We start from the raw sequence: 15,036 nt of genomic DNA, 5'->3' as shown, positions 1-15,036 counted from the left end.
CAAAAAGTCATTACTATTCATTTCAGGACATCGTTTACATAATCTTATATTTCAAGTAACAATACTGAATATTAATTATGCAGGCGGTTAAACAACGAGGATGTTTGGAGATACCCAATGCGCGCTACTTTTCATTTAAAAACTCTTGCTGTAGCGGTTGCTACTCTTTCTGTAGCTAGTATTACTAACGCTGCAGGTCTCGATCGCTCAGGTCAAGATATCACTGCATTCTTACAAGATGGCACTTACGCTGAAGCGGTCTATACTTATATCGATGCTGATGTCAGTGGTTATGATAGCTCTAATAACAACCCTGGTGACAACCGTTATGTGCGCGGTAATGCTACTGGTGATATTGCGGAATCTTATGATTTCTTTCGCTATGGTGTAAAAACCGATATCAATGATACTTTTAGTATTGGCGTTTTATACGACGAACCATTTGGCGCTGCTGCTAACTATGAAGGTGATAACAACTTTGTTGCAAATACTAATCCAGCTCAATCAGCAGGTGAGTTTGCAAATGACCAAGTCCCTAGTGGACCAATCGGTAATGCAATCATAGGGGCTGAAGCAACGACTGCAGGACAGGGTACGAATGTTGAAGTTCGTAGTGAGAACTTAACTGCTATTCTTGGTATGAAGCTTGGCGCAGATAAAAATTTCCAAATTTACGGTGGTCCGGTAGCGCAACGTGTACAAGCTGATGTTAAGCTACGTGGTCTTGCTTATGGTCCAGCTACTAGCTATACCTCACATATTAGTCCAGATCAAGATTATGGTTGGATTGCCGGTATGTCTTATAGCAAGCCTGAAATCGCTTTAAAAGCTGCTTTGACGTATCGCTCTGAGATTGACCACAGCATGGATATTTATGAGAGTTATCCTTTAGCACCAACTATCGGTGGAATTGGTACGCCTCCCCGTGCTCTTCCAGCTACTCAAGTTACCAATATGGAGTTGACCACGCCTAAGTCCGTAAACTTTGATTTCCAAACTGGTATAAATCCGACAACTTTAGCTACGGCAAAAGTACGCTGGGTACCATGGGGTGATTTTGTAATTACTCCACCACTATATAATGAAGTTAGCCAATCTACTGCACGTCCTAACGGTTTAGATTTAGTCGAGTATGAAGACGACCAATGGCAAGTAGAGCTTGGTCTTGCTAAGCGTTTAGCGCCAGCTTTAGCCGTTAGTGGTACCGTTGGTTGGGATAGTGGTGCTGGCGATGTAACAACTTCATTAGGTCCTATCGATGGCTACTATAGTGTTGGTCTTGGCGCGAAGTATAACGTCACACCTGAATGGGCAGTATCAGCCGGTGGCAAATACTTATGGTTCGGTGATGCTAAAGGTCAATTGCCTACTGGTAAAATCGTTGGCGATTTCCAAGACAATGATGGTTATATCCTTGGTATGAAGCTTTCTTATCAAGGAAAATAAAACTTTAAATAATTTCTTCTAAAGTTAATTTCAATATTATAGATAAATAAAACACCAATAAAAAAAGCGATCCATTATGGGTCGCTTTTTTGTTGTCTATTAACTGGTAAGGGATAGTAGTTAAAAGAATTAAAGTTTTATTCTCTCGCACTAAATTATTATTTATAGTCGCGCATAAAAAGTCTGAAAGACAGAGGTCATTCACTTTCAACCTCTAATCATCAATAATATTAAGCAAAACTAGAAAATAATTTTCAGAAACTTATCTAAGTAATTTATGTACTGGCCAGTCACATTAGTGAAATAGCGTACTTTTGTTGTTGTCTTCGTGTGAAAAAGCCATTACTATACATTTCAGGACATCGTTTACATAATCTTATATTTTAAGTAACAATACTAAATATTAATTATGCAGGCGGTTAAACAACGAGGATGTTTGGAGATACCCAATGCGCGCTACTTTTCATTTAAAAACGCTCACGTTAGCTATCGCTGCTCTTTCTGTAGCTAGCATGAGTCACGCTGCTGGTCTTGATCGTTCAGGTCAGGACATTAAAGGCTTCTTTAACCCTGGTACATATGCCGAAATTGACTTTGCGTATATTGATACTGACGTTTCAGCGCATGATAATGCTGGAAATGCATTTGGTATCACTTCGACTGAAGCTGAATATGTGAAAGGCCAAAGCACTGGAAATGTCACTGATGATGCTTATAGCTTTATGCGTTATGGTGTGAAAACTGATGTCAATGACAATATTAGTATAGGCGTATTTTACGACGAGCCATTTGGCGCGGAAATAGAGTATAAAGGTGATAGTAATTTTGTTTCTAAAGTAGGTGAACAAACGCTTATAACACCTAAATTCAATGGAGTCGGCGCTAAAAACGAAGTCATAAATTCTGCAATACTAGACCCTGATTATAATAAAAATACCAATGTAAGTGTTCATACTGAGACTTGGACGGGTTTGATCGGTTATAAATCTAACGGTTTTCAGGTGTTTGGTGGTCCAGTAATGCAAAAGGCAAAAGCGGACGTGCATTTGCGTGGTAAAGCCTATGGTCCATTGACGGGATATGATGCTAATGTCAATACCGATACTGATTATGGTTGGGTCGCAGGTCTTGCTTATAGTAAACCTGAAATAGCGCTGAATGCTGCTTTAACTTATCGTTCTGAAATTGAACATAAAACAGCTATCGCTGAAAGAGTTCCACTTTTAGACAGCGAATATAAAGACCTCGTTGTTTCTCAGATTCCAGGAAGTGCTGGATATGATATCAAAGCCAATGCGACAACTGATGCAACAGTCACAACTCCTGAGTCAGTAAACTTAAACATCCAGACAGGTTTGAGTGAGAAGTATCAGTTATTAGGTACATTAGATGTGCGCTGGGTACCATGGAGCGATTTTTCGATCGTTCCTCCTTTATACAATGTGTTTTCAAAAGCAGCTGTACCAGAAGGCTTACCATTATTGTCTTATGAAAAAGACCAATGGAAGGTAGATGTTGGCTTAGCTAAACGCTTTAATGAAAAACTTGCTGGTTCTGTCGTTCTTGGTTATGACTCTGGTGCAGGGGATCCGGTTAGCTCATTGGGTACTATTGATGGTTATTATAGTATTGGTGGTGGTGTCAAATATAATGTCACTCCTGAATGGGCAGTATCAGTTGGCGGTAAATATCTTAAATTTGGCGATGCGACAGGACAATTGCCTAATGGCAGTATCGTTAGTAAAGCGGAAGACAATGATGGCTATATTGCTGGTGTAAAACTGTCGTATCAAAGCTTGTAATCTAGCATAAGGTCTAATTTTTTCTCAATAAAGCCGAAACGCTTAATTGATCACTAGTAAATACGAGGTATTGAGTAGCTTTAGATAAAGATGCTTAATACCTTACAAAAGAAAATCTGCTGCAAGTTTTATCAATAGTTATTATTTTTTATCAAGTCACGTTATGAACTAAATTCGGTTATCTATGCATTTTATTTGAGTACTAATTTCACTGTTAGTAGATAACGGAATATCTATCAATCATCCATGGAGGAAGAAGAATGTCACCTAACCGTCATTCAATCGAAGCTGTATCGACAGCTAAAAAAATTAAAACCCCGCTCAAAGCCAGCGTGGTACTTTTAACGTCAATGATCCTCGCAGCCTGTAATACGACTGACGAGCCTTCTTACAATCTTAATGATGTTTTTGAAACAATCCCTACTGATCCTACTGATCCTACTGATCCTACTGATCCTACTGATCCTACTGATCCTACTGATCCCACTGATCCCACTGATCCCACTGATCCCACTGATCCCACTGATCCCACTGATCCTGAAGGAAAAAAAACTGGTGTTCAATCATTAAGTATTGACGCTACAGCATTAGTAGGTAAAGAGTTTACAGATACAACTCGTGACTTTGAAGTAGGTGAAGATAGCTTAGTTGCTAGAGCAGATACAGCGTCAGAAGGTCTCTTACCTAAAGTTACGATTACCACTTCAGGCGACAATGATACTGAGCTGGATAATGGCTTTATGAGTCATGAAGACAGCACTGAGATTACTACTGCTGTAGGCAAATTGCCATTGGCTTACACCTCAATCTACAAAGACTTTGGCGATGACATGCGCATTGGTCATATTGATGGTGCTGCCGTCCTTGGCGACAACAACCTTGCTGTAAATGGCGTAGCTGTTACTGGCAATGCGACTAAAGCTGCAAATATGCCAACTGACGGTAAAGTTGGTTATACTGGAGACGCAACCTATCGTAAAACTGGTATCGGTAATGACGTTGAATTTGGTAAATCAGTATTCACTGCTGACTTTGTAGCTAAAAATGTCAAAGGTGACCTCACATTCGATAAAGCCGGTAACATTGGTATTAACGCTGACATCAACGGTAACCAATTCTCAGGGACTGCCGATAAAAATTCAGGCTACACAACCGAAGGTGGATTCTTTGGCGATGATGCCAAATACATAGGTGGGATATACGAAGGCAATGGTGCTCAAGGTACCTATGGTGCTAGCAAAGATCCAGTAGATCCAGTAGATCCAGTAGATCCAGTAGATCCAGTAGATCCAGTAGATCCAGTAGATCCAGTAGACCCAGTAGACCCAGTAGACCCAGTAGACCCAGTAGACCCAGTAGACCCAGTAGACCCAGAGTTACCAGAACCTCCAGCCAACCCAGATGTAAAAGCAGATACTGAATTTACAGGCTTCCAAAGCAATACACTGAGTAGCCAGAAAAAAGGTTCGCTGACAGATGATGCTGTTGGTTACGGAGAGATACGTGATGATAAATCAAGCTATGTTTGGGACAAAGATCTTACGAATACGGAAATAATAGATGGTGAAAACGTTGCAATAGATGATCGTACAGGTGATAACTTTACCGGCTACGATAAGTTTATAGCCCGTGCAGATATGACCAAGCCTGCCTCTGTGAAAGCGTCGGTCGAAGTCCAGCTAACCGGAGAAGATGACGCAGATTATGGTAATGGCTTTAAGGTGTATAATGGCTCGACTAAAGTAAAGGGTCCTTTAACACTAACCTTAGACTATGCATCTGTTTATAAAAACTTTGACTCACAGATGCAGATCGGTCATGTTTATGGTGACCCTGGGTTCATGGGCGGTGCTTTTGCCCGAGTTTCTACTGTCTATGTACAAGGTAATGGCACCAACCTTGAAGACATGCAGTACATGAAAGACTTGGCTAAGTACAACATTGATAACAATATCAATGACGGTATGGTCGCGTATAGCGGTGTTGCTACCTATATGGAAAACCTACATTTAAGCGATACTGACCGCGGTGGTGCAGTAGTTGATGGTACTTCCAATTTCGATGTCGATTTTGTCGGCGGTAAAGTGGATGGTACATTAACGTTTAATGATGGCGATTATAAGTATATGCCTGCTGGTAATGAAATTAAGATAAATGCTGATATTAGTGGCAATACATTCGCTGGTAATCAGAATGGCATCGACACGGCAGGTGGGTTCTATGGTGAAGACGCTAACTTCATTGGCGGTATCTATCAAGACGCTCCAACTAAAGGCGGTAAAGGTGAGCTACCAGGTGAAGGTACGAAATTCCAAGGTACTTTCGGCGCTGAAAAAGTAGTCAAATAGTTATAACTATTTAAAATTATAGTTTTATTAAAAAAGCGCCTTAGGGCGCTTTTTTCTACTTTAAATTTCTTCAAAAGTAAAATTTTTTAATAAAAAACAATAAAATAAAACTTTATACTAATATTTTAATTTAACAAAAGTCTATTTTATTAAAGTGTTAGTAATTTACTCATTATTTTTTTATACGAACTATAGTTCAAAATAACAGTGTTTTTATTTGGTCATATATTAAGGCAATGAATATTTTAAGGGACTGTTATTTCAATATTAACAAATAACTTCTTATTACTTAAATAGGTTGTATTCAACTTAATTAGCCATCCATTTCTCTAATTATTTCTCATAACTTAGCTGAATATTTTAAACTTTATATATGTTTTATTTTATTTAAATCCTAAGTGCATGAATTTAATGTTTTAATGAAGGGCTCTTCAATTAATTTTCTTAAAGGAAATTCTATGTTTTATTTGTTAAATCATGCTTGACATGTCTAATTTGATACATTTTATATCATGATTAAAGCTTATATTCGTCTCTTAGGATTAATTGGTAACTAAATATTACAATCGACAATATTTCATTAATAATTATTGACTTCTTTTATACAATTTGTTTATCTATACATGTTAATGAACTTATGTTTGCATAGTTATATCCTATTTTAAACTCTTCATGGAGGAAGACGAATGTCACCTAACCGTCATTCAATTACAGCTGTATCGACAGCAAGAAAATTAAATACCCCGCTTAAAGCTAGTGTGGTTCTCTTAACTGCTATTATTCTAGCCTCGTGTTCGTCTAGTGGCGGAGATAATACTATTACTCCGAAGCCAACACCGGTTTTACCGGGGAATGGTGGCACGGAAACCACCATAGATGAAGGTAATACGGGAGGTAGCAGTAACGGAGGTGTTGGTGTTATTGGCGAAGCTGAAAAAGCTATTAAAGCAGCGGAAGCAAAAACCAAAGTAGCCGAAGAAGCGCTTAAAGTTGCTGAGTCTAAAACCAAAGCCGCACAAGCTGCCTTAAAAGCAGCCGAAGAAGGTTTTGGTAAAGAATCAGAGAAAGCCGCTACAGCAGCTAAAATTGCTATTGACGCTGCAAAAAAAGAAGCTATTGAAGCAAAAGCCGCTGCTGAAGCTGCAAGAGTAGAGGCGGTAACGAAAATTGAAGCGGCTGCAAAAGCATCTGCGTCAGAAGTAGATTTGGCTAAGAAAACAGCAGCCGATGCAGTCACAAAGATGAAAGATGCCGAAGAGAAATCAAAGACGGCAGATGTTCGTGCTCAAGCAGCGGAAGCTAAATCGAAAGAAGTAGAAGAAGCACTTAAAGCAGAAGCATCTGCAAAAAAAGCAGCAGAAGAAGCTAAAGTTAAAGCGGAAGAACAAGCAACAGCTGCTCAAGCACAAGCGGCCCTTGAAAAACAAAAAGCGGCCCAAGCCCAAGCCGAAGCTGACAAAGCTAAAGGCGACTTAGCTGCTGCCGCTCAAGCGTTAGCTAAAGCAGAGCAAGCCTTAGCAGCTGCACTGGCCTCAGGGGGTGGCAATGCAGCCGCCCTACAAGCCGAAGTTGATCGCAGACAAGCCGCCCTTGAAGCCGCCAATGCCCAAACCATTGCTGCTCAGCAAGCACAGGCCGCCGCTACTGCTCAAGCTGCCGCCCAAGTAACCGCTGCTCAGCAAGCTGCTCAAGCTGCCAAAGACGCCTTAGCCGCTGCCACCATTAAGAACGCCCCTGAATCGAAGAAGAGTGGTGCTCAGTCATTGAGTATCGATCCATCATCTGCTGGCCTACCTAACGCCTTTACCGCTACTAGCCGTGACTTTAACGCCACCAGTAACAGCGTTGAAGCCCGAGCAGACACTGCATCAGGTGGTCTATTACCAATCGTCAACGTAACCACCTCTGGCGCAGATGATACCAACTTACAAGGCGGTTTTAAATCGCACAATGATAGCACTGATATTACAACCGCCCTTGGCGTTTTACCGCTGACTTATACCTCAACCTATAAAGACTTTGGCGATGACATGCGCATCGGTCACATCGACGGTGCAGCAGCCCTTGGTATAAACGAACTCCCAGTAAACGGTGTCGCTGTGGTTGGCAATGCCACTCAAGTGGCGAACGTTCCAACCGATGGCAAAGTCAACTATAGTGGCGATGCAACCTACCGCAAACTTGGTTTAGATCAAGCCATTGAATTTGGCTCCTCAGCATTCACCGCAGACTTTGTTGCGAAAAACCTAAAAGGTGATTTGGCATTCACTAAAGCCGGTAAGATTGGCATTAACGCTGACATCAACGGCAATCAATTCTCAGGTACTGCTGCTAATAATGCAGGCTATACAACCGAAGGTGGATTCTTTGGTGGCGATGCCCAGTACCTAGGCGGTGTCTACGAAGGTAATGGCGCTCAAGGTACTTATGGTGCAAAGAGTGACCAACAAACGACCGCAGAGCAAGCCGCTATTAAAGCCCAAGCGGACGCTGATAAAGCCAGTGCTGCCTTAGCAGCCGTACAAGCTGCTGCTGATAAAGCCACCGCTGCCGCTGCTAAAGCCCAAGCTGATGCTGTCAAAGCCCAAGCTGCTTTAGAAGCAGCAGAAGCTGCCTTAGCCAATGCCGGAACCGGTGATGGTGGTCTGGCTGCTGCATTGGCTCGCGCCGAAGCTGCTGAAGCTGCTGAAGCCGCGGCTTTAACCGCTGCAACAACTGCAGAAGCTGCTAAAGATGCCGCACTGAAAGCTCAAGCCGCCGCGGAAGGTGCTGCAGAAGCTGCGAGAATTGCGGCAACTAAAGCCATTGGTGATGCTAAGATTGAGGCGGATAAGAAAGTAGCAGCAGCCAATCAACAAGCTGCCGATGCAAAAGCACAAGCTGCCAAAGCTGACGCTGATGCTGCCACTGCTAAAGCTGCGGAAGCTAAAGCTAAAACTGAAGCAACTAAAGCTAAAGCCGATGCTACCACCGCGATCGCCGCAGCCAATGCCAAAGCAGATACCGCCAATCAACAAGCAACAGCTGCTCAAGCACAAGCGGCGATTGAAAAACAAAAAGCGGCACAAGCCCAAGCCGAAGCTGACAAAGCCAAAGGCGACTTAGCTGCTGCCGCACAAGCGTTAGCTAAAGCAGAACAAGCTTTAGCGGCTGCACTGGCCTCAGGGGGTGGCAATGCAGCCGCCCTACAAGCCGAAGTTGATCGCAGACAAGCCGCCCTTGAAGCCGCCAATGCCCAAACCATTGCTGCTCAGCAAGCACAGGCCGCCGCTACTGCTCAAGCTGCCGCCCAAGTAACCGCTGCTCAGCAAGCTGCTCAAGCTGCCAAAGACGCCTTAGCCGCTGCCACCATTAAGAACGCCCCTGAATCGAAGAAGAGTGGTGCTCAATCTATCAACGTTGGTACATCAGTTGCAGGTCTTCCTGATTTTGTAGTAACGACACGTGAGTTTGAGATTGGCGAAAATAACGTTATAGCTCGCGCTGATGTAGCCTCTAATAACTTACTACCTAAAGTTGATGTCAATATTTCAGGTGAAGGCGATACCGAGCTTGCTAATGGGTTCAAGAGCCATGACGACAATACCTCTATTACAACAGCTTTAGGTGAGTTGCCATTAGAATACACCTCAGTCTATAAAGACTATGGTAATGACATGCGCATCGGCCACATTGATGGTGCAGCAGAACTCCAAGGCACTAAAATTCCTGTAAATGGAGTGGCTGTGGTTGGCAATGCCACTCAAGTGGCGAACGTTCCAACCGATGGCAAAGTCAACTATAGTGGCGATGCAACCTACCGCAAACTTGGTTTAGATCAAGCCATTGAATTTGGGTCCTCAGCATTCACCGCAGACTTTGTTGCGAAAAACCTAAAAGGTGATTTGGCATTCACTAAAGCCGGTAAGATTGGTATTAGCGCTGACATCAACGGCAATCAATTCTCAGGTACTGCTGCTAATAATGCAGGCTATACAACCGAAGGTGGATTCTTTGGTGGTGATGCCCAATACCTAGGCGGTGTATATGAAGGTAATGGCGCTCAAGGTACTTATGGTGCTAAGAGTGACAAACAAACGACCGCAGAGCAAGCCGCTATTAAAGCCCAAGCGGATGCTGATAAAGCCAGTGCTGCCTTAGCAGCCGTACAAGCTGCTGCTGATAAAGCCACCGCTGCCGCTGCTAAAGCCCAAGCCGATGCTGTCAAAGCCCAAGCTGCTTTAGAAGCAGCAGAAGCTGCCTTAGCCAATGCCGGAACCGGTGATGGTGGTCTGGCTGCTGCATTGGCTCGCGCCGAAGCTGCTGAAGCTGCTGAAGCCGCGGCTTTAACCGCTGCAACAACTGCTGAAGCTGCTAAAGATGCCGCATTGAAAGCTCAAGCCGCCGCGGAAGAGGCTCAAATAGCTGCACAAAAAGCTGCTGAAAAAGCAGTAGGAGATGCTCAAGCACAAAAAGAAGCTAAAGAAAAAGCACTACAAGCTCAGAAAGTAGCAGAGGACGCTAAGGCCGCAGCAGAAGCTGCCAAAACAGAAGCGGAGAATGCTAAAAATGAAGCGTTAAATGCTAAAGCAACTGCTGAAACAGCAAGAGATGAAGCAATAGCGAGGGCAGAGGCGGCTGAAGCGGCAGCAGTAGTAGCTGGTAATCAATTTGCTGCTCCAGATTCGAGAATATCGGGTTTCCAAAGCACTTCTGTAGATTCTGATGACGGAATTTTTGATAACAACTCTAATAGCTATAACAAATTAAAAGTTTATGCTAATGAAGTTGATTCGAGAGCCTCTTTAAAGCCAATTGATATTACCCTAAGAGGCGCTAATAACGGTGCTGCCGATAAAACCTATGGTGAAAACCGGAACGGCTTTAAAGAACATAAAGGCAGTACTTCTTTTGAAGGTCGTTTAGGACAAACTGTTCATAATCGAGATCTTAATTACTCTTCAGTATACAAAAACTTCGATGATCAAATGCAGATTGGTCATTTGGAAGGTAATATTAAGAACGGCATATTATACAATAGGAACCTTTCTAGTACCTATGTACAAGGTAATGCCACCAACCTTGGAGATATGGACAAGTTAACCAATGTCAATGAAGGTAAGGCCAATTATAAAGGTGTGGCTACCTATGTAGAAGGCGGAAAAATAGCGGTCGATGGTACCTCTAAATTCGACGTTGACTTCGTAGCCAAATCAGTGAAAGGTGAGCTAGATTTCGCTGATAAACAAGTCGATATCAATGCGACTATCTCCGACAACACTTTTGCAAGCGAGAAAGGTGCTGCTGTTAGTACAGTGGGTGGTTTTTATGGCAAAGGCGCCAGTTTACTAGGTGGTGTTTATGAAAGAGAGATTGGAAAGGAATATATCAAAGGCACTTATGGTGCATCTAAAGTAGATCCTACAGTTGAGGTAATACCAGATCCTACTGAGTCGAAAATGACTGGCTTCCAATCGACTGCACTGAGTAGTAAAGAGAAAACGTTACCATTTGGCCAAGGTCAGCTTGATAATGCTATCGGCTATGTTGAAATTCGCGACGATAAATCTGCTTGGACTGAACTGAAAACGGAGAATGGTTCTGAAGTACCAGTAGATAATCGTAAAGGTGATAACTTCAAGAGCTTCAACACGGGTGTCGTTCGTGCAGACATGGTCAAGCCCGATTCTGTGTTAAAACCTATTGAAGTGTCGTTGACGAATGCAAGTGGGGAAATCAAGGTAGATGCAGGAAAGGGTAATTTCAATCCAACTTATAAATATAAGGCTGTTTATGAGAATTTTGATTCACAGATGCAGGTCGGTCATGTTTATGGTAACTTCGATTCAGCTGCAGGCGACGTCTCACGTGCAGCCAATGTTTATGTACAAGGGTATCTGACTGCTCAAGCAGGTATAGATAAACTCAAACAAGTGAATGATGGTAAGGCTCAATATAATGGTGTAGCAACTTATATTGAGAACATTCATTTGGCTGACAATGCTTCTACTGCTCCAATTAATGGTACTTCTGCCTTCAATGTTGATTTTGTGAATGGCTCAGTCGATGGCACATTATCTTTTGCGGCGGGTGGCTACAAGTATATGCCTGCTGGTAACCAAATCAATATTAATGCAGACATCACTGGTAATACCTTTGCTGGTAATGCCAATGGCATTGATACCGCTGGTGGCTTCTATGGTCCTGATGCAAACTTCCTAGGCGGTATCTACCAAGATGCATCAGGGCAAGGCGGTAAAGGAACGGTCGCTGGAACAGGTACTAAATTCCAAGGAACCTTTGGCGCTGAAAAGCAATAAATCGCTGTGACTGTGCAGAGTAAAGAAAAAGCGTCTTAGGGCGCTTTTTTTCTCGCTTAAATCTTCAAAGTCATTTAGGATGATTAAATTTATAAAGTAAACAAATGTACTTTGGTAAGGATACCTATGAATAAGCAATATATACGTAAACCTCTCACAGCGTCGATCTTGCTATCAATGATGGCGATTTCTCTACCAGCTATAGCAGCCGACCCAGAATTACCAGAGATAGGACTTGAGCTTGATCAAGCTGCTGAACTTATCAAACGGCAAAACCAAACCTCAGTGTCAGATCCTACTGCACCCTCTACTGTAATCTCAGATTCAGAAGCACAAGATGCGATTAGAAGCCGCCAGCAACTTGCCGAGGCAACTGCTTACAATTTAAAAGCTTTAAAAGCCAATCCAGCCGCTTTTAGCAAATTTTTGAATGATGCATTAGCTGCGCAAGATATGGTAACTGTCAAGCAGCTACTCCCTCATTACAAAGCGTTAGAGATTAACGATCCAATGCTAATTAAGTTCGCTGATGCTTTGATATATCGTAGTGAAGCCAAAAATAAGCAAGCCATTGAAATCTATCGCGGTATGCTAGCAGAAGATCCAGACTTTCATCCCGTCCGCCTCAATATGGCAATCGCCATGCAAGCAGATAAACAGTATGCCGCTGCCAAAGAGCAGTTTTTAAAGCTACAGGCAGTTGATCTTCCGGCTCCTGTCATGGCTAGGGTTAAAAATTCATTGTCTCAGATAAATAATTCAGAAAAGTGGCAGTTTAATGCCTCTGCAAGCTATGTAAGAGATAACAATATAAACGATGCACCCTCGAAGACTATCCAATCTCAGTTAGGTAACTCTGTTGAGCAAAAGTCAGCCAACGGTATTCAGGTCTCTGGCAGTGCAAACAAACGCTTTAATTTACCCAATAATTTCTATGCTACCGTAGGCGGTAATGCGTCTTTAAAAGGCTATTGGGACCAAACTGATTATAACGATTATCTATTAACTGCCTCTGCTGGCGTTGGCTATGATGATGCAAAAAACGATGTTTCTCTGACGCCATTTGTGACCAAGCGCTACTATGATGAAGAACCCTATAGTTTACGTAAAGGCGTGACGGTCAGCGGCTCACGCTGGGTGAAGCCAAAGTTAAAACTATCAGCAACGTCTATTTTTTCTAACGAAACATTCGAGGATGATAGTAATGCAAATCGTGAAACAGACGGAAGGTTTCTAGGGTTAAATGCGTTCTACATCAAGGACGCCAAAGAATATTTTTATGGCGGCTTAGGTAACTATCGAAATGATGTACCCAAATCCAGCATTATTAGTTACGATCGAAACTCTGTCAACGCCGGTTGGGGTAGGGAATGGAAGCGAGGTATCTCTACACTGACAACATTAGGATATGGCATTAAGAAATATGACGATCCTGCAGATGCCTATACAGCAGGAAGTGGGGCATGGAACGGCTATTATAATGCTGTGGGCGGGGAACCTGGCTCAACAAGAGAAGATAAAACCACTTCATTAGGTTTGCAAGTATGGAAGCGTGACTTTACTTTATTGGGACTCACACCGCGACTGGTATTCGATTACGAAACAACTTCAAGCAACTTTGCTTATTATGATGATCGAGATGAAAAAGCAGCAACGATATTATTAACCAAAACCTTTTAGTAATACAGATTTGATAGGTTATTCTCATAAAAAACCTCGCTAATCATGTGAACTGACCCCCATAAGTTGGACACAACTTATGGGGTATTTTTATGCGTTACACACTAGACTTCAAGATCGAAGTCATCGCATACTATCGGCAAGGACATACCGGACTTGCCACAAGTGAGAAGTTTAAAGTAGATTCGAAACTTGTACAAAAATGGGTTAAGCAATACCAAAGCGGTGGCATAGATGCCATCAAGCCAAAGTCGAGTAAAGCTCACTATAGTCGCGAGTTTAAACATCACGTGATTACGACCATGTTAGAGCAAGGATTAAGTCAATCCGAGGTCGCTTTAACGTTCAACATCAGCTCACCTGCCTTAATTAGTCATTGGCACAAAGCGTATCGGCTTTATGGCATGTCTGGACTAATATCCAAACGTAAAGGTAGAACCGCCATGACCAAGCCATTTATTACCGACAAACCAGATGATGAAAAAACACTAGCAGAACTCAAACGTGAGAATGAATACCTACGTGCGGAGGTTGCCTACCTAAAAAAGCTAGATGCCTTGCTCAAACAAAAGGAACAAGCAGTGACAAAGCAAGGCTCATCGAAGCACTAAGGGATAGCTGTTGTTTATCTGACTTACTTAAAGCCTCATGTCTGCCTAAAAGCGTCTTTTATTACCATAGAACAAAGCTTGAGAGTGACGATAAGTACGCTGATTTGAAACAGCGAATAACTGAGCTTTACCATCAGCATAAAGGCAGGTATGGCTACCGTAGAGTCACGGCCGCGTTAAAGTACCTAGGGATTCATCACAACCATAAGCTCATTGCTAAGCTTATGCGTCAAATGAAGCTTAGCGCAAAGATAAGACGTCAGAAGTACCGCTCCTATAAAGGACAACAAGGTAAAATCGCGAAGAATCATTTAAAGCGCCAGTTTTATTCAGGTCATCCGCATAAACGCTGGCTCACTGACATTACTGAGTTTAAGGTGGGTGATAATAAGCTGTATTTATCGCCTATACTCGATTGTTATAACAATGAGATCGTCAGTTATACGCTCTCAAGGCGCCCGACCTATGACTTAGTTAGTAAGATGCTTGATGATGCTTTAGCAAAGACTAAAGCGTGTCGCGATAAGGCACTAATGCTGCACTCTGATCAAGGATGGCATTATCAACTGAGACAGTTTGGACAGGTGCTTAAACAGCATGGTATTAAGCAAAGTATGAGCAGAAAAGGCAACTGCTTAGATAACGCACTGATGGAAGGGTTCTTCGGGACACTTAAGTGTGAGACGATTTATATTGAAAAACCTCAAACGATTGAGGATTTAGAACAACAGATTCACGAGTATATTCATTATTACAACAATGAGCGTATTCAGATGAAACTGAAAGGACTGAGTCCTGTGCAGTACAGAACTCAGTCCTTGGGGTAAACTAAACCGTCCAACATTTGGGG

Annotated in this window: 7 protein-coding genes; all 7 read left to right on the top strand. The window is 42.5% G+C overall.

Features of this window, described 5'->3' with window-relative positions:
* Positions 1 to 117 precede the first annotated feature (117 nt).
* The 7 genes from DABAL43B_RS09340 (at position 118) to DABAL43B_RS09310 (ending at position 15,013) form a co-directional block, all read left to right on the top strand.
* Positions 118 to 1,446, top strand: coding sequence for an OmpP1/FadL family transporter (locus tag DABAL43B_RS09340; RefSeq protein ID WP_079692118.1), 1,329 nt, complete (start codon positions 118 to 120; stop codon positions 1,444 to 1,446).
* A 449-nt stretch (positions 1,447 to 1,895) separates the two neighbouring features.
* A complete protein-coding gene (locus tag DABAL43B_RS09335; protein ID WP_079692117.1) occupies positions 1,896 to 3,248 on the top strand; it encodes an OmpP1/FadL family transporter in 1,353 nt (450 codons plus the stop codon).
* A gap of 260 nt (positions 3,249 to 3,508) precedes the next feature.
* The gene (locus tag DABAL43B_RS09330; protein ID WP_079692116.1) at positions 3,509 to 5,596 is read left to right on the top strand and encodes a transferrin-binding protein-like solute binding protein; all 2,088 of its coding nucleotides are present in this window, start codon (positions 3,509 to 3,511) and stop codon (positions 5,594 to 5,596) included.
* Between the two features lie 686 nt (positions 5,597 to 6,282).
* Positions 6,283 to 11,895 carry a transferrin-binding protein-like solute binding protein gene (locus DABAL43B_RS09325; RefSeq protein ID WP_079692115.1) on the top strand — a complete coding sequence of 1,871 codons (5,613 nt, stop codon included), beginning with the start codon at positions 6,283 to 6,285 and terminating at the stop codon, positions 11,893 to 11,895.
* A 126-nt stretch (positions 11,896 to 12,021) separates the two neighbouring features.
* Positions 12,022 to 13,575: a surface lipoprotein assembly modifier gene (locus DABAL43B_RS09320; RefSeq protein WP_079692114.1), complete on the top strand. Its 1,554-nt coding sequence runs from the start codon at positions 12,022 to 12,024 to the stop codon at positions 13,573 to 13,575.
* Positions 13,576 to 13,667: 92 nt separating this feature from the next.
* A complete protein-coding gene (locus DABAL43B_RS09315) occupies positions 13,668 to 14,186 on the top strand; it encodes a helix-turn-helix domain-containing protein (protein WP_079692113.1) in 519 nt (172 codons plus the stop codon).
* Positions 14,090 to 15,013: an IS3 family transposase gene (locus tag DABAL43B_RS09310; protein WP_145952527.1), complete on the top strand. Its 924-nt coding sequence runs from the start codon at positions 14,090 to 14,092 to the stop codon at positions 15,011 to 15,013. Before DABAL43B_RS09315 ends, DABAL43B_RS09310 begins: the two co-directional genes overlap by 97 nt.
* Positions 15,014 to 15,036: the final 23 nt, after the last annotated feature.

The organism is Psychrobacter sp. DAB_AL43B (assembly GCF_900168255.1).
In the GTDB taxonomy this organism is placed as follows: Bacteria; Pseudomonadota; Gammaproteobacteria; order Pseudomonadales; family Moraxellaceae; genus Psychrobacter.
Note: the sequence above shows the minus strand (reverse complement) of the source record. Positions and strands in the feature narration are given on the sequence as shown.